This is a genomic window from Agrococcus sp. GW821-FHT14H11, from assembly GCF_058803545.1.
The window spans coordinates 1-17,404 of the sequence record NZ_JBXAPA010000008.1; the positions used below are offsets into that span (position 1 = coordinate 1).

The 17,404-nt window shown below is 71.8% G+C and carries 22 protein-coding genes; 18 read left to right on the forward strand and 4 right to left on the reverse strand.

Going from position 1 to position 17,404, the window contains the following annotated elements:
* The first annotated feature begins 263 nt into the window (after window positions 1-263).
* From cmtR to AC1RNL_RS09905, 6 genes are all read left to right on the forward strand, one after another.
* On the forward strand, window positions 264-617 hold the full coding sequence (cmtR, locus tag AC1RNL_RS09880) for a Cd(II)/Pb(II)-sensing metalloregulatory transcriptional regulator CmtR (RefSeq protein ID WP_310125367.1): 354 nt from the start codon (window positions 264-266) through the stop codon (window positions 615-617).
* Window positions 614-1,267, forward strand: a complete 654-nt coding sequence (locus AC1RNL_RS09885; RefSeq protein ID WP_310125369.1) for a cation efflux transmembrane domain-containing protein — start codon at window positions 614-616, stop codon at window positions 1,265-1,267. Before cmtR ends, AC1RNL_RS09885 begins: the two co-directional genes overlap by 4 nt.
* Window positions 1,268-1,876, forward strand: a complete 609-nt coding sequence (locus AC1RNL_RS09890) for a cadmium resistance transporter (RefSeq protein ID WP_310125371.1) — start codon at window positions 1,268-1,270, stop codon at window positions 1,874-1,876.
* A 101-nt stretch (window positions 1,877-1,977) separates the two neighbouring features.
* Complete coding sequence (locus tag AC1RNL_RS09895) at window positions 1,978-2,433, forward strand: signal peptidase II (RefSeq protein ID WP_310125373.1); 456 nt, start codon at window positions 1,978-1,980, stop codon at window positions 2,431-2,433.
* A gap of 167 nt (window positions 2,434-2,600) precedes the next feature.
* Window positions 2,601-2,912: a hypothetical protein gene (locus tag AC1RNL_RS09900; RefSeq protein WP_310125375.1), complete on the forward strand. Its 312-nt coding sequence runs from the start codon at window positions 2,601-2,603 to the stop codon at window positions 2,910-2,912.
* Entirely contained in the window at window positions 2,909-3,922 is a 1,014-nt protein-coding gene (locus tag AC1RNL_RS09905; protein ID WP_492935107.1) for an arsenic resistance protein, read from the forward strand. Before AC1RNL_RS09900 ends, AC1RNL_RS09905 begins: the two co-directional genes overlap by 4 nt.
* 206 nt (window positions 3,923-4,128) lie before the next feature.
* Here the strand turns inward: AC1RNL_RS09905 and merA are convergent, their stop codons facing one another.
* Entirely contained in the window at window positions 4,129-5,520 is a 1,392-nt protein-coding gene (merA, locus tag AC1RNL_RS09910) for a mercury(II) reductase (RefSeq protein WP_240240116.1), read from the reverse strand.
* Window positions 5,521-5,613: 93 nt separating this feature from the next.
* Here merA and AC1RNL_RS09915 point away from each other — a divergent pair, with 93 nt between their 5' ends.
* From AC1RNL_RS09915 to AC1RNL_RS09945, 7 genes are all read left to right on the forward strand, one after another.
* Window positions 5,614-6,003, forward strand: a complete 390-nt coding sequence (locus tag AC1RNL_RS09915; RefSeq protein WP_240240117.1) for a heavy metal-responsive transcriptional regulator — start codon at window positions 5,614-5,616, stop codon at window positions 6,001-6,003.
* Window positions 6,004-6,191: 188 nt separating this feature from the next.
* Entirely contained in the window at window positions 6,192-6,371 is a 180-nt protein-coding gene (locus AC1RNL_RS09920) for a hypothetical protein (RefSeq protein WP_246990940.1), read from the forward strand.
* Window positions 6,368-7,147, forward strand: a complete 780-nt coding sequence (locus AC1RNL_RS09925; RefSeq protein WP_246990939.1) for a phosphatase PAP2 family protein — start codon at window positions 6,368-6,370, stop codon at window positions 7,145-7,147. The genes AC1RNL_RS09920 and AC1RNL_RS09925 overlap by 4 nt, the downstream gene beginning before the upstream one ends.
* Window positions 7,148-7,390: 243 nt before the next feature.
* Window positions 7,391-7,690 (forward strand): cupredoxin domain-containing protein, encoded by a 300-nt coding sequence (locus AC1RNL_RS09930; RefSeq protein ID WP_492935108.1) that lies wholly within the window; start codon window positions 7,391-7,393, stop codon window positions 7,688-7,690.
* Window positions 7,691-7,700: 10 nt separating this feature from the next.
* Complete coding sequence (locus AC1RNL_RS09935) at window positions 7,701-8,219, forward strand: metallophosphoesterase family protein (protein ID WP_128190023.1); 519 nt, start codon at window positions 7,701-7,703, stop codon at window positions 8,217-8,219.
* Window positions 8,220-8,311: 92 nt separating this feature from the next.
* Window positions 8,312-9,763 carry a serine/threonine-protein kinase gene (locus AC1RNL_RS09940; protein ID WP_246990936.1) on the forward strand — a complete coding sequence of 484 codons (1,452 nt, stop codon included), beginning with the start codon at window positions 8,312-8,314 and terminating at the stop codon, window positions 9,761-9,763.
* A 36-nt stretch (window positions 9,764-9,799) separates the two neighbouring features.
* Window positions 9,800-11,002: a cysteine desulfurase-like protein gene (locus AC1RNL_RS09945; protein WP_364193754.1), complete on the forward strand. Its 1,203-nt coding sequence runs from the start codon at window positions 9,800-9,802 to the stop codon at window positions 11,000-11,002.
* Window positions 11,003-11,033: 31 nt separating this feature from the next.
* Here AC1RNL_RS09945 and AC1RNL_RS09950 read toward each other — a convergent pair whose 3' ends face one another.
* From AC1RNL_RS09950 to AC1RNL_RS09960, 3 genes are read right to left on the reverse strand one after another with little or no spacing between them, the layout of a single operon-like run.
* On the reverse strand, window positions 11,034-11,810 hold the full coding sequence (locus tag AC1RNL_RS09950; protein ID WP_400530172.1) for an alpha/beta fold hydrolase: 777 nt from the start codon (window positions 11,808-11,810) through the stop codon (window positions 11,034-11,036).
* A complete protein-coding gene (locus tag AC1RNL_RS09955) occupies window positions 11,803-12,231 on the reverse strand; it encodes a GNAT family N-acetyltransferase (protein WP_492935109.1) in 429 nt (142 codons plus the stop codon). Before AC1RNL_RS09955 ends, AC1RNL_RS09950 begins: the two co-directional genes overlap by 8 nt.
* A gap of 9 nt (window positions 12,232-12,240) precedes the next feature.
* Complete coding sequence (locus AC1RNL_RS09960; protein WP_492935110.1) at window positions 12,241-13,488, reverse strand: saccharopine dehydrogenase family protein; 1,248 nt, start codon at window positions 13,486-13,488, stop codon at window positions 12,241-12,243.
* A 54-nt stretch (window positions 13,489-13,542) separates the two neighbouring features.
* Between AC1RNL_RS09960 and AC1RNL_RS09965 the strand changes: the two genes are divergently transcribed.
* The 5 genes from AC1RNL_RS09965 to AC1RNL_RS09985 all read left to right on the forward strand — a co-directional run bounded on the left by AC1RNL_RS09965 (window position 13,543) and on the right by AC1RNL_RS09985 (window position 17,378).
* Window positions 13,543-14,025, forward strand: a complete 483-nt coding sequence (locus AC1RNL_RS09965; protein ID WP_310125407.1) for a pyridoxamine 5'-phosphate oxidase family protein — start codon at window positions 13,543-13,545, stop codon at window positions 14,023-14,025.
* Window positions 14,022-14,399 carry a DUF6578 domain-containing protein gene (locus tag AC1RNL_RS09970; RefSeq protein WP_492935111.1) on the forward strand — a complete coding sequence of 126 codons (378 nt, stop codon included), beginning with the start codon at window positions 14,022-14,024 and terminating at the stop codon, window positions 14,397-14,399. The genes AC1RNL_RS09965 and AC1RNL_RS09970 overlap by 4 nt, the downstream gene beginning before the upstream one ends.
* Before the next feature lie 44 nt (window positions 14,400-14,443).
* On the forward strand, window positions 14,444-14,971 hold the full coding sequence (locus AC1RNL_RS09975) for a hypothetical protein (protein WP_492935112.1): 528 nt from the start codon (window positions 14,444-14,446) through the stop codon (window positions 14,969-14,971).
* Window positions 14,972-14,980: 9 nt separating this feature from the next.
* On the forward strand, window positions 14,981-15,784 hold the full coding sequence (locus tag AC1RNL_RS09980; RefSeq protein ID WP_492935113.1) for a thioesterase family protein: 804 nt from the start codon (window positions 14,981-14,983) through the stop codon (window positions 15,782-15,784).
* Window positions 15,785-15,875: 91 nt separating this feature from the next.
* Window positions 15,876-17,378 carry an alanine/glycine:cation symporter family protein gene (locus AC1RNL_RS09985; protein ID WP_492935114.1) on the forward strand — a complete coding sequence of 501 codons (1,503 nt, stop codon included), beginning with the start codon at window positions 15,876-15,878 and terminating at the stop codon, window positions 17,376-17,378.
* Window positions 17,379-17,404: the final 26 nt, after the last annotated feature.

A 17,404-nucleotide genomic window follows, 5' to 3' on the forward strand; every position in this document is an offset into this window, starting at 1 on the left:
GCCACGGACGTACTCGCACGAGAGTGCCGAGCACATCCAACTCACGACCTAGGTTGATATCCCCGATATCCAGTCGAAGAGGGTACGAAGCCCTCACGCCCGTCTGGTATCCCCCGCGCACTCGCCGAAACCCGCAGGCGGAGCGACGAGCAGGCGGCCGATCCCCGCGCATGCCGCTGTAAGAATCTGCGGCAGCGCGCGGCGCGCACTGCCGCGCGACGCTTCGATGCCGCGAGCGTCAGTGACTGCTGTATAGTCAGTGTGTGCTGACTATTGCGAATCGACTGGACGTGATGCATCGGCTGGGCCGGGCACTGGCGGACCCGACGCGCTCCCGCATCTTGCTGAGCTTGCTGCGGGCGCCGAACTACCCCGCTGTCCTTGCGCGCGAGCTCGACCTGACACGCTCGAACGTATCGAACCACCTAGCCTGCCTACGTGACTGCGGCATCGCCGTGGCCGAGCCTGAGGGCCGCCAGACGCGGTACCAGATCGCCGACCCGCACCTCGCGCAGGCGCTGACTGCGCTAGTTGAGGTGACCTTGGCTGTCGACGAGCAGGCGCCATGCCTCGATCCGGAGTGCCCTGTCCCCGGCTGCTGCGAGACGGCCCGATGAGCGCGGAGACGCTGACCGAGGAGCGACGGAGCACCCTGCACCGCCGAGTGCGACTGATCGTCGGATTCACGATCACCTACAACGTCATCGAGGCGATCGTCGCGATCTGGGCGGGCTCGATGGCCTCTTCAGCCGCTCTGATCGGGTTCGGTCTCGATTCAGTCGTTGAAGTGCTCTCCGCTGCCGCGGTCGCATGGCAGTTCACCCGCAAGGATCCGGAGCGGTGGGAGAAGGCGACTGTCCGCGCGATCGGCATCGCGTTCTTCGCTCTCGCCGCGTACGTCATCATCGACGCGGTGTTCACGTTGACCGGAATCGAAGAAGTCGATCACAGCCCACTGGGCATCGGAATCGCCACTCTCAGCCTGCTCGTCATGCCGGCTCTGGCCTGGTTCGAGTTCCGCACTGGCCGTGAGCTCGGTTCGCGCAGCGTGCAGGCGGACGCAAAGCAGTTGCTCCTGTGCATCTACCTGTCGGGCACGGTCCTCATCGGCCTGTTGCTCAACCTGCTCTTCGGCTGGATGTGGGCAGACTCCGTGGCTGCACTGATCGTCGCTGGGCTCGCGATCCGCGAAGGCGTCGAGGCGTGGCGCGGCGAGGTCGAATCGCCCTTCGAGGTCCTTGGCGAGCTCGAGACGAAGAAGATCTAAATGCTCGCGACCATTACGTCCGCGATCGGCATGTTCGCGGCAACCAACATCGACGACATCGTCATACTCACCGTGCTCTTCCTGGCATCGTCCCGCGGCGGGCCCCGGCCCTGGCAGATCGTTCTCGGCCAATATCTGGGATTCGCGACGCTCGTTGCGATCAGCGTTGTCGCGGCACTGGGGCTTACGATCGTCCCGGACGAGTGGGTCGGCTTCCTCGGCCTCATCCCGCTGCTGATCGGTGTGATCGGACTCATCCGGGGACTGCGCGACCGTGACGATGCAGATCCTGACGAGTCGGCGATGAAGAACCTCGGCCTGCTCGGCATCGCCGGAGTCACCATCGCGAATGGCGCGGACAACATCAGCCTCTACACGCCGGTGTTCCGAACCATCTCGCCCGCGGACACCGCCATCACCATCGTCGTATTCCTCGCTCTGGTGAGCGTCTGGTGCCTCCTCGGCAAACTCATCGGCACGCACAAGGCCGTCACCGAGGGCCTCGAGCGGATCGAGCACTGGCTGGTCCCCGTCGTGTTCATCGGCCTGGGCTTGTTCATCCTGATCGAGTCCGGCGTCATCCCCCGCCTGTTCGAGGCACTGGCCTGATGTCGGTCACCAGCAGCAACTCGCCGACACACGCAGCGACACAATCCGCCCCAGGGGACACCGCCCCACCAGACAGGAGACCTCGACTGTGGCGAGTCACGATGGTCGGCTACATCACTGCACTCGCCGCCGTCGCGATTGATCAACTCAGCAAGCTCTGGGCTGAGGCGACCCTCGCTATCGGCGAGCGACATCCGCTCCTGGGGGACATGCTCGCGATCCAGCTCACCTTCAACCCAGGAGCAGCATTCTCGCTCGGCGCCACCGCAACGCCGCTCATCACCGTCCTCGCCGCCGCGGGCACCATGGTCGCGGCCTGGCTCACCTGGAGAACCACGTCACTGCCGTGGGCGGTCGGCCTCGGCCTCATCCTCGGTGGGGCGTTGGGGAATGTCATCGACCGGCTGGCGCGCCACCCTGGACCGGGCCGAGGTCACGTCGTGGACTTCATCGCCTACGCCGACTGGTTCATCGGAAACTTTGCAGACGTGTTCGTGTTCGGCGGCCTGGCCCTCTGCATTGCGTTCGCTTTCACAGGTAAGCCCATGAAGCCTTAATCATCAGCACCTGGCCGGAGAGTGCTCGGCAGAGCCCGAGCACGGGAGCTCACGACGTGAGTTGATATCCCTGATATCCAGTCGAATTCGTGATATCTAACTAGTTCGGCTCCCGACCCTCTCCTGTGTGCCAGCGCGCCGAGCGGCGTGAGCGTAATCTTGCACCCATGACCGACCAGCCCTCTTCTCCGGCGGTTGCCTGCTCGCTCGGTGCCGGCATGCAAGGCCGGGTGGATCGCTGGCGCTCGCTGCTCGAGGGCGCCGAGCCCGAAGTGGTCGACGGCGGCCTGCAGTATCTGCTCCCGATCGCGGTCGTCGCGTCGGCGGCACGTGTCGCCGCCGATGAGCAAGCGTGCTGTCCGTTCTTCGCGTTCGATCTCGCGCTGCGCGGCGAGATGTTTGTGCTCGCGATGCGCACGCCTCCAGAAGGTGCGTCGATGCTCGCGGAGATCACCGGACAGCTCCCCCACACCGGATGACGCCGCGTCTGGTGCAGGCCTGGGACCAACACCAGGTTCCGATCTACCTCGCCGCGATCGCCGTCGGCGCAGCGGTCGGACTCATCTCCCCCTCGGTCGCACCCACGCTGGAGCACGCGATCGAGCCAGTGCTGATGCTGCTGCTCTTCGCGACCTTCCTCGGCGTACCGCTCGTCGAGGTGGGGCGATCGTTCCGCGACGCCCGATTCCTCGTGACGATTCTCGGCGCGAACTTCGTCGTGGTTCCTGTGCTCGCGTGGAGTTTATCGAGATTTGTCGCCGACGACCGCGGCCTACTGCTCGGCGTGCTGCTGGTGCTGCTGACGCCGTGCATCGACTACGTGATCGTCTTCACCGGCCTCGCCGGCGGCGCACGCGCACGCCTGCTCGCGGCCGCTCCCCTGCTGATGCTGGTGCAGATCCTCCTCCTGCCGCTCTACCTGCTGCTGTTCGTCGGAACCGAAGTGCTCGATGTCATCGACGTCGGCCCCTTCGCAGAGGCCTTCCTGCTGCTCATCGTCATCCCGCTCGCCGCGGCCGCGATCGTCCAGGCCTTCGCGAAGCGACACCGCTTCGGCCGAGTCGTCGAGACGGTCATGGCCGCCGCCATGGTGCCGCTCATGATGCTCACGCTCGCGACCGTCGTCGAGTCGCAGATCGGCGCCGTTGGCTCGCAGATCGGCGCCCTCATCCGCGTCGTGCCGCTCTACGTGGCGTTCGTCGTCGTCGCGGTGATGCTCGGCCTGCTCGCGGGCCGCATGGCCCGGCTCGACGTCCCTGGAACGCGGGCGGTCGCCTTCTCGCTTGCGACCAGGAACTCGCTCGTCGTCCTCCCGCTCGCACTGGCATTGCCCGCGACACTCGGCATCGCCCCGCTCGCCGTCGTCACCCAAACCCTCGTCGAGCTGGTGGCCATGGTGGTGCTCGTGCGGCTGGTGCCACGCTTCATCCCAGAGCGTGTCAATCGTGGGCGCGGCTCATCGTCGCGTGGAGCTCACGACGTACGTTGATATCCCCGGTATCCAGACAAGTTGATACCGAAGCTCCGGCCCCGCTCTCCCTGAGGCCCAAGTCAGCAAACAAATCCCACCAAAACCTGCTGACCGGGCGTTTTCCGTGCGTGGTGGACTCTTAACGAGCGCCCACCGCTCATAGGTGATGCAGACAATGCACCAACCCGGCGTCCTGCGGCCCGGCCGGTGCGGCCCGGGTCGGGTCAGGCACAGCAGGAGGTGGGTAGTTCGTTGCGGAACAGCCCGGCGGCGATCCGCAGGCTCTCGGCCATGGTCAAGTAGGGAGCCCAGGTGTCGGCGAGGTCGTCGACGGTCATCTCGGCCTTGATCGCGTAAGTGGCGGCGAGCATGATCTCGCCCGCTCCGTCGGCGACCGCGTGGACGCCTAGGACCTTGCCGGTGCTGGCGTCGGCGACCAGTTTCAGCGCGCCGCGAGTGTCGCGGTTCACCAGTGCTCTCGGCACGTCCTCCAAAGCCAAAGTTCGGCAGGCACACGGGTGGCCTTGCTCAAGCGCTTCTTTCTCAGTGAGCCCTGCCGAGGCCAACTGTGGGCGGGTGAACATCACCGCCGGCAGGCCGGTGTAGTCCACCGTCTCACGCTTTGTCCCACCGTCGGCGAGTGCGTTGACGGCGGCGACCCGTCCAGAGGCGGCGGCGACGTACACGTACTGCGGAGTGCCCGCAACGTCGCCCGCTGCATACACCCGCGGGTTGGACGTGGCCTGGTGTTCGTCGATCACGACGAAGCCCCGGGCGTCGGTGTCGACGCCAGCTGCCGCGAGATTCAACGTGATGGTGTCGGAGTGCCTGCCGGTCGCCACCAACAGTCGCTCCGCAGTCACCTGGTTCCCAGACGCGGTGATCACTCTGACGCCGCCTTCCTCGGCGGTCTCGACGCCGGTCGCGTGTTCGGCGATCACGGCGATACCGTCATCGGCGAACACACCGGCCATGACCTCGCGCAACTCCGGCTCTGCGCGCGGCGCCAGGCGCCCGATCACAGTCACGCGAGCGCCGAGGTGCGCGAACAGCTGGGCCTGCTCCATCCCGACATAGCCGCCACCGATGATCACCAGCGACTCGGGCACCTCGGTCAGTTCCATCGCAGTCGTCGACGTCAAGTACTCCACGTCCTCGATCCCGTCGATGCCGCGCACCGTGGGCTGCGAACCGGTCGCGATCACGTAGGACCGTGCCCGCAGCGGCTTCCCGTCGACCTCCACCGTGTCCTTGTCGGCGAATCGAGCCTCACCTGAGATCAGCGGGAACCCCCACGCTTCAGCGACCTCGGTGTACTTGTGCTGCTTGAGTCGGTCGATCAACTCAGCTTTCTGCGCCACCAGGGCGTCCAGGTCCACGCCGTCCGCGGAGGTGGGAACGCCGTCGAACGGGTTGGTTAGCGCACTGTGCCGGGTCCCGGCAGCGGCCAGCAGGGTCTTGGACGGAATACAGCCGACGTTGACACAGGTCCCGCCCAGAGCGCCGCGCTCGATCAGTACGACCTCGGCGCCCGCCTTGCGGGCCGCGATACCTGCTGCCATCGCGGCCCCTCCCGACCCGATGACGGCCAGGTCAACGTCGTACTCCGCGCTCATCTCGATCTCCTCCGGTTTGGTATTCGCCCATCCATCACCCACCATGGACCTTCCAGTGCAGTAGAAGGTCAAGTACCGAGAGCGGAGACCGCCATGCGAATCGGTGAACTCGCCGAGGCCACTGGCACGACCACCAAGACCCTGCGGTTCTACGAGGACAGCGGACTGCTGCCGCCCCCCGAACGGACCGTCAACGGATACCGCGACTACGACCAAGAGGCCATCGCCAGGCTGGATTTCATCCGGCGAGGGCGCGCCGCCGGACTCACACTCGCTCAGATCCGCGAGGTACTCGATATTCGAGATACCGGGACCGCCCCGTGCCACCACGTCAAGGAGCTCCTCGACATCCGCCTCACTGCCCTCGACCAGCAGATCACCGACCTACAAGCGCTCCGCACCAACGTCGCCCACCTCCGAGACGGCGCCGCACAAGCCAACCCCTCCGAATGCCAGTCCAAGGACGTATGCCGCTACCTGTGAGCCCTTCGTGGCCATAAGCCCGCGGCGGTAGCGCATGACGACCGGTGCGGGCTGCTCGAGGCGACTCTGTGCTCAGGTTCACGACCTGGGTTGATATCTCCGATATCCAGTCGAGTGCCGACGAGGCCTCCCCGGGATCCCCCAGCCCCGCGGGCTACCGTGACCACCCACCAGGAAGGCAGGCCCCCGTGCTCCGCATCGCCGCATCCGTCCACGACGCGACCATCGCGCTCGACGACCCCATGAACCTCTTCATCCTCGGCGCGACCGGCATCGTCACGCTCGCCGCGCTCGCGCTCATCGGCGCGTTCGCGTCGACGCTCACGGAGCGAGCCGAGCCGGCTCCTGGCCCTACGCTGAGCCGGTGACCGCAGCAACCCGCAGCCCGCGCATCCTCGACGCCGAGTGGCGTCGCAAGTTCCTCGTCGAGGAGCGCTACATCTCCCGCTCGGAGCGGCGGACCCTCTACGGCAGCGCCATCGCGCTCGCCGTCGTGGGCCTCACGATCTTCACGGTGATGCTCGTGGGCGTGCTGACCGACTCGGGCGCCGCGAGGCTCAACGAGCCCGTGCAGCAGTGGTTCGTCGACGCCCGCGACGACGCAGAGACCGTCACCATGTCGGTGCTCGCGTACGTCTTCGGCCCCGTCGCGATGCCCATCATCGTGCTCGTGGTCTGCATCGGCTGGACGATCCTCGCGAGCCACGCCTGGCGTCCGCTCGTGCTGTGCGGCGGCATGGCGCTCGGCGTCATCAGCGCCCTCTCCATCGCTCCCCTCGTGCAGCACCCGCGCCCCCCGATCGACCTCATGGTGCTCGGCGCCGACCACACCTTCTCGTTCCCCTCCGGGCACGTGCTCGGCGCATCCGACTTCCTGCTCATCACCGCCTACCTCATCGCCTCGCGGCAGCGGCACATCCCCCTGCGCATCGGCCTCTTCGCGCTCGCCGCGGTCGGCATCGTGGCGCAGATCGGCAGCCGGCTGTACCTCGGCTACCACTGGCTCACCGACGTCATCGCGTCGGTCGGCCTGTCGTTCGTGATCCTCGCGATCGTGATCGTCGTGGACACCCTGCGCACGGCCCGCGTCAAGGGCGAGCCGATCACCGGACCGCTCTCGACGGCCCAGCGCGACGGCACCTGACCCATCCCCGGACCCATCCCTCCGGCCCGCGGCTCCGAACCGCTGTGGACCCACCGACAAGGGAGCACCGCCATGACACCTCGATCCGCATCGATCACCGCCCTCCTCGCAGCCGCCGCGCTGGCGCTCGCGGGCTGCTCCGCCAGCGGTGAGTCCGCTCCGCCGTCCTCCGGCGACGCGGCGCCGAGCTCGGCACCCGCGACGGAGCCCTCCTCCCCCGCATCGTCGGGCGACGAGGCGGGGATGGCGCTCATCGGCATGGTCGGCACGGCCGACGACCCCGACGCGTACGAGATCGCGCTCACCGACGCCGACGGCCAGCCCGTCGAGACGCTCGCGGCCGGCGACTACACGCTCACCTTCGCCGACCGCACCGCCGCCCACAACTTCCGCCTGACCGGCCCCGGCGGCGTCGACGTGGCGACGGATGTCGCGGGCACCGACGAGACGTCGGTGCAGGTGACGCTCGTGGCCGGCACCTACACGTTCGTGTGCGACCCGCACCCGGCGACCATGGTCGGCGAGGTCGAGGTCACCGGCTGATGCGCCGCGTGTGACCACCAGGCTGCTGCTGCTGAGCGACACCCACCTGCCGCTGCGCGCGAAGGCGCTGCAGGAGCAGGTGTGGCGGCTCGTCGACGAGGCCGACCTGGTGGTGCACGCCGGCGACTGGGTGGTGCCGGAGCTGCTCGACGAGCTCGAGTCGCGGGCAGCGCGCCTCGTGGGCGTCGCGGGCAACAACGACGGCGCCGAGCTGCACCGCCGGCTCGGCGAGACCGCGCGCTTCGAGGTCGATGGGCTCCGCTTCGCGGTGGAGCACGAGACGGGCGCCGCCGCCGGCCGGGAGCGCCGATGCGACGCGCGCTTCGGGCCCTCCTCCCCCGCGCCGGCCGACGTGCTCGTCTTCGGCCATTCGCACATCCCCTGGGACTCGACGACGCCCGGAGGGCTGCGCCTGCTGAACCCGGGCTCCCCCACCGACCGGCGCCGCCAGCCGATCGGCACCGTGATGACGGCGGTCGTCGACGGCGGCGCGCTCGGCGAGGTGGCGCTCGTGCCGACGCCGCGCTGACGCGCCGGCTGCTTCCTGTGGGCCCGCACGCCTGTTCCTGCGAGTCCGCTGGTCATCCGTCCCCCAAGGGCGGGATACGCTCAGGGGGACAAATGGAGGACGCCATGGGCGCTGCCGACCCGCTCCAGCAGGGAAGCCTGCTCGCCGAGCGCTATCGCATCGGCGAGCGCATCGGCGCCGGCGGCATGGCCTCGGTGCATCGGGCCACCGACGAGGTGCTCGGGCGCGAGGTCGCGGTCAAGGCGATCGTGCGCGAGAGCACCGATCCGGCCGACCTGCAGCGCGAGCGGTCGGAGATCGACCTGCTCGCCTCGCTCAACCACCGCGCGCTCGTCACCCTCTTCGACGCGGGCAGCACGACGCTCGACGGCCTGCTGGTGTCGTACCTGGTGATGGAGCTCGTCGACGGGCCCACGCTCGCCGCGCGCCTCGCCCAGGGGCCGCTCCCGCAGGAGCAGGCGTGGCGCATCGCGCACGACCTGGCCGAGGCGCTCGTCATCGTGCACGCGAGCGAGGTGGTGCACCGCGACATCAAGCCCGCGAACATCCTGCTCGCGCCCTCGCTCGTGCCCGGGAGGGACTTCGACGCGAAGCTCGCCGACTTCGGCATCGCCGCCATCGTGGGCGCCGCGCGGCTGACCGCGACCGGCACGGTGCTCGGCACCGCCGCCTACCTCAGCCCCGAGCAGGCCACCGGCGCGCGCGTCGCGCCCTCCTCCGACATCTACTCGCTCGGCCTCGTGCTGCTCGAGGCGCTCACGGGGCGCCGCGAGTACCCCGGGCCGCTGCTCGAGTCGCTGAGCGCGCGGCTCGCGCGCGATCCCGAGATCCCCGGCTCGATCGGCTACGAGTGGAAGTCGCTGCTGACGGCGATGACGGCGCGCGAGCCCGAGGCGCGCCCGACGGCCGCGGCCGTGCTCGAGCGGCTCATCGAGATGGCCGCCGCCGTCGCCACGACCGGCGACATCGACGCGACGGCGGCGCTCGGCAGCGTCGCGACCGCCGCGATCATCGCCGCCGACTCCGGCCCCGCGCCCGTCGCTGCGATGGCTGCCGACCGCAGCACCACCGCCGAGACGCTCCGGTCCGCCGCCATCGCTCCCGAGGCGGGCACGGCCGACGCGGCGACGCGCGGCAGGCGCCGCCGCTGGGCGATCGCCGGCGGGCTCGCCGCAGGCACCGCGCTCCTCGTCGCCGTCCCCGCGATGGCGCTGCAGGCGGGCGACCCGACCGCACCCACGGTCGAACCAGCGGTGATCGAGTCCGAGCCTCCCGCCCCTAGCGTCGTCGCACCTGCCCCGACGGAGCCCGCACCGACCGAGACGGCCCCTGCCGAGACCGCGGTCGCCGACCCCGCGCCGGCTGAGCCGGCGCCCGCGGCACCGATCGCCCCGGCGACGGTCACGACCGACGGCAGCACGTCGGGCGGCGGCGGCACGTCCGGCGGCGGCCAGGGCGGCGCGAGCACCGGCGCCGAGAACTCCGGCAACGAGAACGCCGGACCCGGCGGCGGCAACGGCAACGGCGGCGGCGGACGCCCGTAGCCTGAGCGGGATCCGTCCCGCACCCCGAGGAGCACCATGGCCTTCGACGTCGCCGCCTTCCGCGCGCACTTCCCATCCCTCGCCTCCGGCATCGCCCACTTCGACGGGCCCGGCGGCACGCAGACGCCCGCGGTCGTCGGCGAGGCGATCGCGCGCACGCTCACCGGGCCGCTCTCCAACCGCGGCGGCCTCGTCGAGAGCGAGCGCAACGCCGACCGCGCCGTGGCCGCCTTCCGCGCGGCGATGGCCGACCTGCTGGGCGCCGACGCCCGCGGCATCGTCTACGGCCGCAGCGCCACCCAGCTCACCTACGACCTCTCGCGCGCGCTCGCGAAGACGTGGCGGCCGGGCGACGAGGTCGTCGTCTCGCAGCTCGACCACGACGCCAACGTGCGCCCGTGGCTGCAGGCGGCGGAGGCGGCCGGCGCGGCCGTGCGCTGGCTGCGCCTCGACCCCGGCAGCGCCGACCTGCGCCTCGACGAGCTCGACGCGGTGATCACCGACCGCACCCGCCTCGTCGCCGTCACCGGCGCATCCAACCTGCTCGGCACGAAGCCCGACGTCGCGCGCATCGCCCGGCGCGCGCACGAGGTGGGCGCGCTCGTGCACGTCGACGCGGTGCACCTCGCCGCGCACGCCGCGATCGACACCGCGGCGCTCGGCGCCGACACACTCGTCTGCTCGCCGTACAAGCTCTTCGGACCGCACTGCGCCGCGCTCGCCGCCGACCCGGCGCTGCTCGAGTCGCTCACGCCCGACAAGCTCCTGCCGTCGACCGACGCGGTGCCGGAGCGCTTCGAGCTCGGCACCCTGCCGTACGAGCTCATGGCGGGCGTGACAGCCGCGATCGACCTGCTGGCGGATGTCGCCGAGGTGCCCGGCTCGCGGCGGGAGCGCCTGCTCGCGGGCCACGCGAGCATCGAGGCGCACGAGCTGCGCATGCGCGAGCGCATCGAGCGCGGCCTCGCCGGGCTCGGCGACCGCGTCGTGATGCACTCGGTCGCGGCGGAGCGCACGCCCACGCTCTTCGTCACGTTCCCCCGCAACGACGCGCGAGCGGTGTCGCGCGCGCTCGCCGACCGCGACGTGCTCGCGCCCGCCGGCACGTTCTACGCGCTCGAGCCGTTCCGGGCGCTCGGCCTCGACGTCGACGAGGGGCTGCGGATGGGCGTCGCGCCCTACACCGACGACGGCGACGTCGACCGCCTGCTCGAGGGCCTCGAGGCGGCGCTGCGCTGACGCCGCTCCCCCGCTCGGGGGCTCGAGGCGGTCAGCGGTGCGCGACGATCGCGGCGGCGACGGCGCGCGGCGCGGAGTGCTGCGCGGCGTGGTGGTGCCCGGGGATGCGCACGAGCGCGGCGTCGGGGGTCGCGTCGCGGAGCGCGCGGCACCACGCCTCGCCCGCGACGGTGTCGTGCGCGCCGCGCACGATGAGCAGCGGGCGGCGCAGCACCGGCAGGCGCCGCTCGATCGGGTAGGCGAGCGTCTGCCGCAGCTGCGCCGCGTACCAGGCGACCCCGCAGCGCAGGTAGTCGGTGCAGGCGATCTCGACGAGGCTCGGCGGCTCGCGCACCGCGTCGGCGAGCAGGGCGACGAGCTGCTCGCGCACCGAGCGATGCGCGGCGTCGACGACCGGCGCGATCGCGACGACGCGCGAGACGAGCTCCGGCCGCTGCACCGCGAGCTCGACCGCCCACTGCGCGCCCATCGAGTGGCCGACGAGCACGACCGGCGGCAGGCCGAGCCGGGCGAGGAGCGCGCCGAGCGCCCCCGCCATCTCGACCACGTCGACCTCGCGCCGCGGCACCGGCAGGCCCGCATGGCCCGGCATGTCGATCGAGAGCACGAGCGCGCCGGGCCGCAGCGTCCGGTGCAGCCGATGCATCGCGCGCTGCGACATGCCGATGCCGTGCACCAGCACGATCGCCTCGCGCGGGCCGGGACGCTCGCGCAGGTCGCCCGAGACGCGGAACTCGAGGTCGCCGATCCGCTCCCGGCGCGTGCGGCCCGCGCGCGGCGCGCGATCGCGGCGGCGCGGGTCAGGCACGGATGCCGTCGCGCGGGGCGAGGTCGAGCGTCATGCCGAGCGGGTCGCCGTCGGCGGCCGCGAAGCCGAGGCCCTCGTAGACCCCGACGGCCTCGGGGCTCGCGAACAGGCCGACCACGGCATCCGCCGGCGCCTGCGACCGCGCCCACTCGAGCAGTCGCTCGACGATGCGCGACGCGATGCCCTCGTCGCTCGCATCGGGCCGCACCATCACGTCCTGCACGTAGAAGTAGCGCACCCCGTCGCCCACGAGCCGCCCGACCCCGACGACCTCGTCGCCGTCGAGCGCGACGACGCCGTGCAGCGAGCCGACGAGCGAGGCGCCGATCGACGCCCAGTCGAAGTGCTCGCCCCAGCCGACCGCCGTCGCGACGGCGCGCTGCTCGTCGACGGTGGGCACGCGATCGGCGAAGGTGAGCATCCTGGCACTCTACGGCCGCCGCCCGGCAGGGGGCTGGAGCTCGCGCACGTCGAGCCGGAAGCCGCGCCGGCGCAGCCGCTCGACGAGCACGTCGCCGAGCGCCACCGCGGGCGTCAGCACGCCGCCGTCGGGGCTGCAGCGCGCACTGTCGACCGCGAGCGCGAGCGCGGCCTCGCCGAGCATGACCGCGGTGGCGGCATAGCCGGGATCGCCCTCGGCCGCGACGGCCGCCGCGTACCGGCGGCCGCGGGTCGTGGTGGTCGTCGTCTCGACCTCGAACGAGCCCGCCGCTCGCCGCTCGGCCGACGGCCCCTCGCCCGGGGCGGGCAGCGCTCGCGCCACCAGGGAGCGGATGCCCGGGGTCGCGAGCGCGCCCGCGAGCGCCGCGAACCCCGCGGCGAGCGCCGTCGCGCGGAGGCGGCCCGCGGTGCCGCGACCGGTGGGCACCACCTCGCGGTAGCGGAAGCCGGCGTCGTCCTGGATGGCGCGGAGCGCATGCGAGCGGCGCACGAGGCGGGTGTTGTACGGCGCCATGACGAACGGCGCATCCCACTCCCCCGTCTCGGCGTCGCGGAAGGGCACCGCGACATCGGGCTGGCCGGGAGCGAGCGGCGTGCCGCCGCTCAGCGCGGCCGGATCCCGCACGATGCGACCGAGCGACGCATCCGCCCGCGTGCGCTCGAGCTGCTCGCGCAACGACGCGATCGTGCCGCCGCTCACGCCACCGACGAGGCGCCGCACGCGCAGCGTCGTGTCGCCGAGGCCGCCCGCGCCGTCTGCGGCGGCGCGCTCGCGGAGCAGGTGCACCGCGAGGTCGGACGGCACCGAGTCGAAGCCGCACGAGACGACGAGCCTGGCGCCGGTCGTGCGCGCCCGGTCGTGGCAGCGATCGCTGAGCGCGCGCACGTAGAGCACCTCCCCGGTGAGGTCGACGCAATCGGTGCCCGACGCGGCGCACGCCTCGGCGAGCGGCAGGCCGTGGCGCAGGTAGGGGCCGACGGTGGTCGCGACCACCCGCGTGCGCTCGGCGAGCGCTCGCACACCGGCGGCGTCGCCGCTGTCGACGATCAGCAGCGGCCAGTCGGCGGCCGCGGCGCCGAGCGAGGAGCGCACGGCCTCGAGCCGCTCGCGCGAGCGCCCGGCGAGGGCGATGCGCAGGCCGGCGGGCGCGTGCTCGGCCAGGTGGCCGGCGACGAGCCGGCCCACGAAGCCGCTCGCGCCGAGGAGGACGAGGTCGAGGTCGCGGTCGTCGGGCATGCGCCCATCGTGCACCCCCAGCCTGCGCACAGCCCCCGGTGCGAGCGTGGCGCCATGACTGCACACGACGACCGGCTCGACACCATCGCCGAGATCATGCGCTCGACGCGCATCGCCTCCCTCGCCTACGTCTCCGCCCAGGGCGACCTCGTCTCGACACCCATGGGCACGCAGGACTTCGAGCACCCAGGCACCGTCTGGTTCATCAGCGAGCGGTCGACCGACAAGGTCGCGGCGATCGAGGCCGACCCGCGCGTCAACGTGCACTACGCCGGCAAGGGCGGCTGGGTGTCGCTCGCGGGCACCGCCCGCTTCGTCGACGACCGCGCGAAGCTGCGCGAGCTGTGGGACGCGTCGGCAGGCATCTTCATGTCGGGCGGCCCTGACGACCCCGACAACGGCCTGCTCGAGGTGACGGCGACGAGCGCCGAGTACTGGGACTCCCCCGGCGCCGTCGCGACCGCCGTGCAGCTGGTGAAGGGCCTGGTCACCGACGGCGAGCCCGACCTCGGCGACAGCGGCATCGTGCGCCTGTGACGCAGCGCGCGACCGTCTGGCTGACCGACTGGCAGGTGTGGGACACCGGCCTCGCCGCCGCTCCCGGGATCGAGGTCGAGTGGAGGCTCTCGGCACCCGATGCCTGGAGCGCGAGGCTCTTCGGCGAGCCGCGCTCGATCCACTTCGAGCTCGACACCGAGGTGGATGCCGTCCCGGGCCGTGCCGTCATCGTGACCCGTGGCCTGATCGAGGACGTGGAGTGCGTCCGGGTCACCCGGAGTCCCGAGGGGGCTGCCGTCGACGGCTCGGCGACGACCGAGCGCGTGCGCTCGACCCTCGAGATGCTCGAGGGCGACGTCATCGGCTACCTCGTGCGGCTGCGCGTCGACGCCATGACGCCGGACGTCACCTGACCCTGCGCGCGGAGGGTTCGGCGCGCCCCCGTACGATGCTCGGCGTGGACGTGGACCCGGCGGATGCGGCGGCGGTCGAGCGCGCCCGGGCGGCGCTCGAGCGCGTCGCCGAGCGCCTCGCGGCGGCCGGCGCCCGCGACGAGGCGCTCGCCGAGCACATCGAGCCGAAGCCCGTGCTCGGCATCCGCCGCCGGCCGACGATGCGCTCGCTCGGCCGCGCCTGGCGCCTCGGCGCCCTGCTCGTGACGCGCGACGGCGCCGTGTGGCAGACGGGCATCTCGACGCGCGTCGCCGAGCCGGGCCGGCCCCAGTTCCACTCGGCCTCGGTCGAGCAGCGCCGCGCCTACCGCGCGGCCGCCATGCAGGGCGGCTTCCCGCTCGGCGAGACGGTGAACCACGCGATCGCGCCCATCCCGATCGACGTGTCGCTCATCGACGGCGACCGCGCGCTCGTCGTGCGCGGCGGCGAGGCGCTCGTGCGCTGGGGCACCGACGCGCCGGTGCCGCTCGAGCGCTACCTCGACGACCTGGCCGACCTGCTGCTGCACCCGCCGGAGGGCGCGGGCGGCTAGGTTCGGAGGATGCGCGCCGACCCTGCAGCCCCCGCGTACCTGCGAGCGCTCGGCGACGGCCGCTACCTCCCCACCGAGCACGCGAGCGGCGCCTGGCAGCCGGGCGAGCTGCACTTCGCCCCGCTCGGCGGCCTGCTGACGCACGCGATCGAGCAGCACCGCACCGCCGCGGGAGCGGCCGACCTGCTCCTCGGACGCATCGCCTTCGACATCCTCGGGTTCCTGGCGCTCGACGAGATCGCGGTGCGGGTCGAGACCCGCCGACCCGGTCGCACGATCGAGCTCACCGAGGCCACCGCATCCATCGCCGGCCGCGACGTCGCCGTCGCCCGGGCGTGGCACAGCGTCGCCGTCGACACCGCCGCGGTCGCCGGCGGCACCGCCCCTCCCCTGCCGGCGCGCGACGAGGCGCGGCCGACCGCGTTCGACGAGGCGTGGGGCGGCGGATTCGTGCGGTCGCTCGAGGTGCGCGAGTGCGGCCGGGGAGCCCCGGGCCGCAGCCGCATGTGGATCGCCTCGCCGCTCGCGCTCGTCGAGGGCGAGGAGGCGAGCCCGCTCGCCCGCTGGATCGGCCTCGTCGACGTCGCGAACGGCGTCGCCGTGCGCGAGAGCCCGGATGCGTGGATGTTCCCGAACCTCGACCTCACCATCCACCTCCTGCGGCAGCCGCGAGCAGGCTGGATCGGCTTCGACACGACGGTCGCGTTCGGCCCGACGGGGCAGGGCATCACGGCCGCAGAGCTGCACGACGAGCACGGGCCCGTCGGGCGCGCGGCGCAGACGCTCACCGTGCGTCCGAGCCGGCAGCGCTGACGGCGGATGCGGCCCGGGACGCGCTCCCGGGCTAGGGTCGTTCCCCGGTGCGAGCCACCACGACCCCGACCGCACGACACCGGAAGCGCCCATGAACCTCGAGCCGCTGCAGACCGCCCTCGATGCCCTGAGCGGCATCATCTGGGGCCCGTTCCTCCTCATCCCGCTGCTGGTCGGCACCGGCCTCTACCTGACGATCCGGCTCGGCGGGCTGCAGTTCCTGAAGCTCGGCGCGGGGCTGCGGCTCGGGCTCTTCCAGCGCAAGGACGACGGCGCCGAGGGCGACATCTCGCAGTTCCAGGCGCTCACCACGGCGCTCGCGGCGACGGTCGGCACCGGCAACATCGTCGGCGTCGCGACCGCGATCGGCATCGGCGGGCCCGGTGCGCTGTTCTGGATGTGGGTGACGGGCCTGGTCGGCATGGCCTCGAAGTACAGCGAGGCCTACCTCGCCGTGCGGTTCCGCACGACCGACGACGCCGGCGAGAAGTCGGGCGGCCCGCAGCACTACCTGCAGAAGGGCATCCCGGGCCCGCTCGGCAAGGTCCTCGCGCTCTCGTTCGCCGTCTTCACCGTCGTCGCCTGCTTCGGCATCGGCAACATGACGCAGGGCAACTCGATCGCGACGAACGTCGACAGCAGCTGGGGCGTGCCCACCTGGGTGACCGGCATCATCCTCGCCGTCCTCACCCTCGTCGTGCTGGTCGGCGGCATCAAGTCGATCGGGCGCGTCACGGCCGGCTTCGTGCCCGTCATGATCGTGCTCTACGTGCTCGGTGGCCTGTACATCCTCGGCGCGAACCTCGGCGGGCTGCCGGCGGCGATCGCGCAGATCTTCACGGATGCGTTCACGGGCACGGCCGCGGTCGGCGGGTTCGCGGGGTCGGTGCTCATCATCGCCGTGCAGTACGGCGTCGCGCGGGGCCTGTTCTCGAACGAGTCGGGACTCGGCTCCGCGGCGATCGCGGCCGCCGCGGCCCGCACGACGCACCCCGTGCGCCAGGGCCTCGTGTCGATGACGCAGACCTTCATCGACACGCTGATCGTGGTCTCGATCACCGGCCTCACCATCGTCGTCACGGGCGTCTGGGACGACGTCGACGAGGCGACCGGCGAGCCGATCAGCGCCGCGCTCATGACCGGCGAGGCGTTCAGCACCGGCCTGCCCGGCGAGTGGGGCCACTGGATCGTGACGCTCGGCCTGCTGATGTTCGCCTACTCGACGATCCTCGGCTGGTCGTACTACGGCGAGCGCAACGTCGAGCGGCTGCTCGGGCGGCGCTGGGTCATGCCGTTCCGGGTGCTCTTCTCGGCGGTCGTCTTCATCGGCTGCACGACGCAGCTGTCGCTCGTGTGGTCGTTCTCGGATGTCGCGAACGGCCTGATGGCGCTGCCCAACCTCATCGGCCTGCTCATCCTCTCGGGCCTCGTCGCCCGCGAGACGCGGCACTACCTGCGCCACGACCCGCACCTGCGCGCGTCGAAGGACGAGGTCGAGGCGTTCATGGCCGACCAGCCCGGCTGGGACGAGTGGAAGGCGGGCGACCGCATCGGCACGTCGCGCATCGATCTGCGGGCTGCCGCGCGCGACTGAGCCCAGCGCAGGGCCGCTGACGGCGG

Excerpts from the sequence above, each read along its gene's own strand:
- AC1RNL_RS09885 (WP_310125369.1), top strand. The coding sequence starts at position 614 with ATGAGCGCGGAGACGCTGACCGAGGAGCGACGGAGCACCCTGCACCGC.
- AC1RNL_RS09890 (WP_310125371.1), top strand. The coding sequence starts at position 1,268 with ATGCTCGCGACCATTACGTCCGCGATCGGCATGTTCGCGGCAACCAAC.
- AC1RNL_RS09895 (WP_310125373.1), top strand. The coding sequence starts at position 1,978 with ATGGTCGGCTACATCACTGCACTCGCCGCCGTCGCGATTGATCAACTC.
- AC1RNL_RS09900 (WP_310125375.1), top strand. The coding sequence starts at position 2,601 with ATGACCGACCAGCCCTCTTCTCCGGCGGTTGCCTGCTCGCTCGGTGCC.
- AC1RNL_RS09905 (WP_492935107.1), top strand. The coding sequence starts at position 2,909 with ATGACGCCGCGTCTGGTGCAGGCCTGGGACCAACACCAGGTTCCGATC.
- merA (WP_240240116.1), bottom strand. The coding sequence starts at position 5,520 with ATGAGCGCGGAGTACGACGTTGACCTGGCCGTCATCGGGTCGGGAGGG.
- AC1RNL_RS09915 (WP_240240117.1), top strand. The coding sequence starts at position 5,614 with ATGCGAATCGGTGAACTCGCCGAGGCCACTGGCACGACCACCAAGACC.
- AC1RNL_RS09930 (WP_492935108.1), top strand. The coding sequence starts at position 7,391 with ATGGCGCTCATCGGCATGGTCGGCACGGCCGACGACCCCGACGCGTAC.
- AC1RNL_RS09940 (WP_246990936.1), top strand. The coding sequence starts at position 8,312 with ATGGAGGACGCCATGGGCGCTGCCGACCCGCTCCAGCAGGGAAGCCTG.
- AC1RNL_RS09945 (WP_364193754.1), top strand. The coding sequence starts at position 9,800 with ATGGCCTTCGACGTCGCCGCCTTCCGCGCGCACTTCCCATCCCTCGCC.
- AC1RNL_RS09955 (WP_492935109.1), bottom strand. The coding sequence starts at position 12,231 with ATGCTCACCTTCGCCGATCGCGTGCCCACCGTCGACGAGCAGCGCGCC.
- AC1RNL_RS09960 (WP_492935110.1), bottom strand. The coding sequence starts at position 13,488 with ATGCCCGACGACCGCGACCTCGACCTCGTCCTCCTCGGCGCGAGCGGC.
- AC1RNL_RS09965 (WP_310125407.1), top strand. The coding sequence starts at position 13,543 with ATGACTGCACACGACGACCGGCTCGACACCATCGCCGAGATCATGCGC.
- AC1RNL_RS09980 (WP_492935113.1), top strand. The coding sequence starts at position 14,981 with ATGCGCGCCGACCCTGCAGCCCCCGCGTACCTGCGAGCGCTCGGCGAC.
- AC1RNL_RS09985 (WP_492935114.1), top strand. The coding sequence starts at position 15,876 with ATGAACCTCGAGCCGCTGCAGACCGCCCTCGATGCCCTGAGCGGCATC.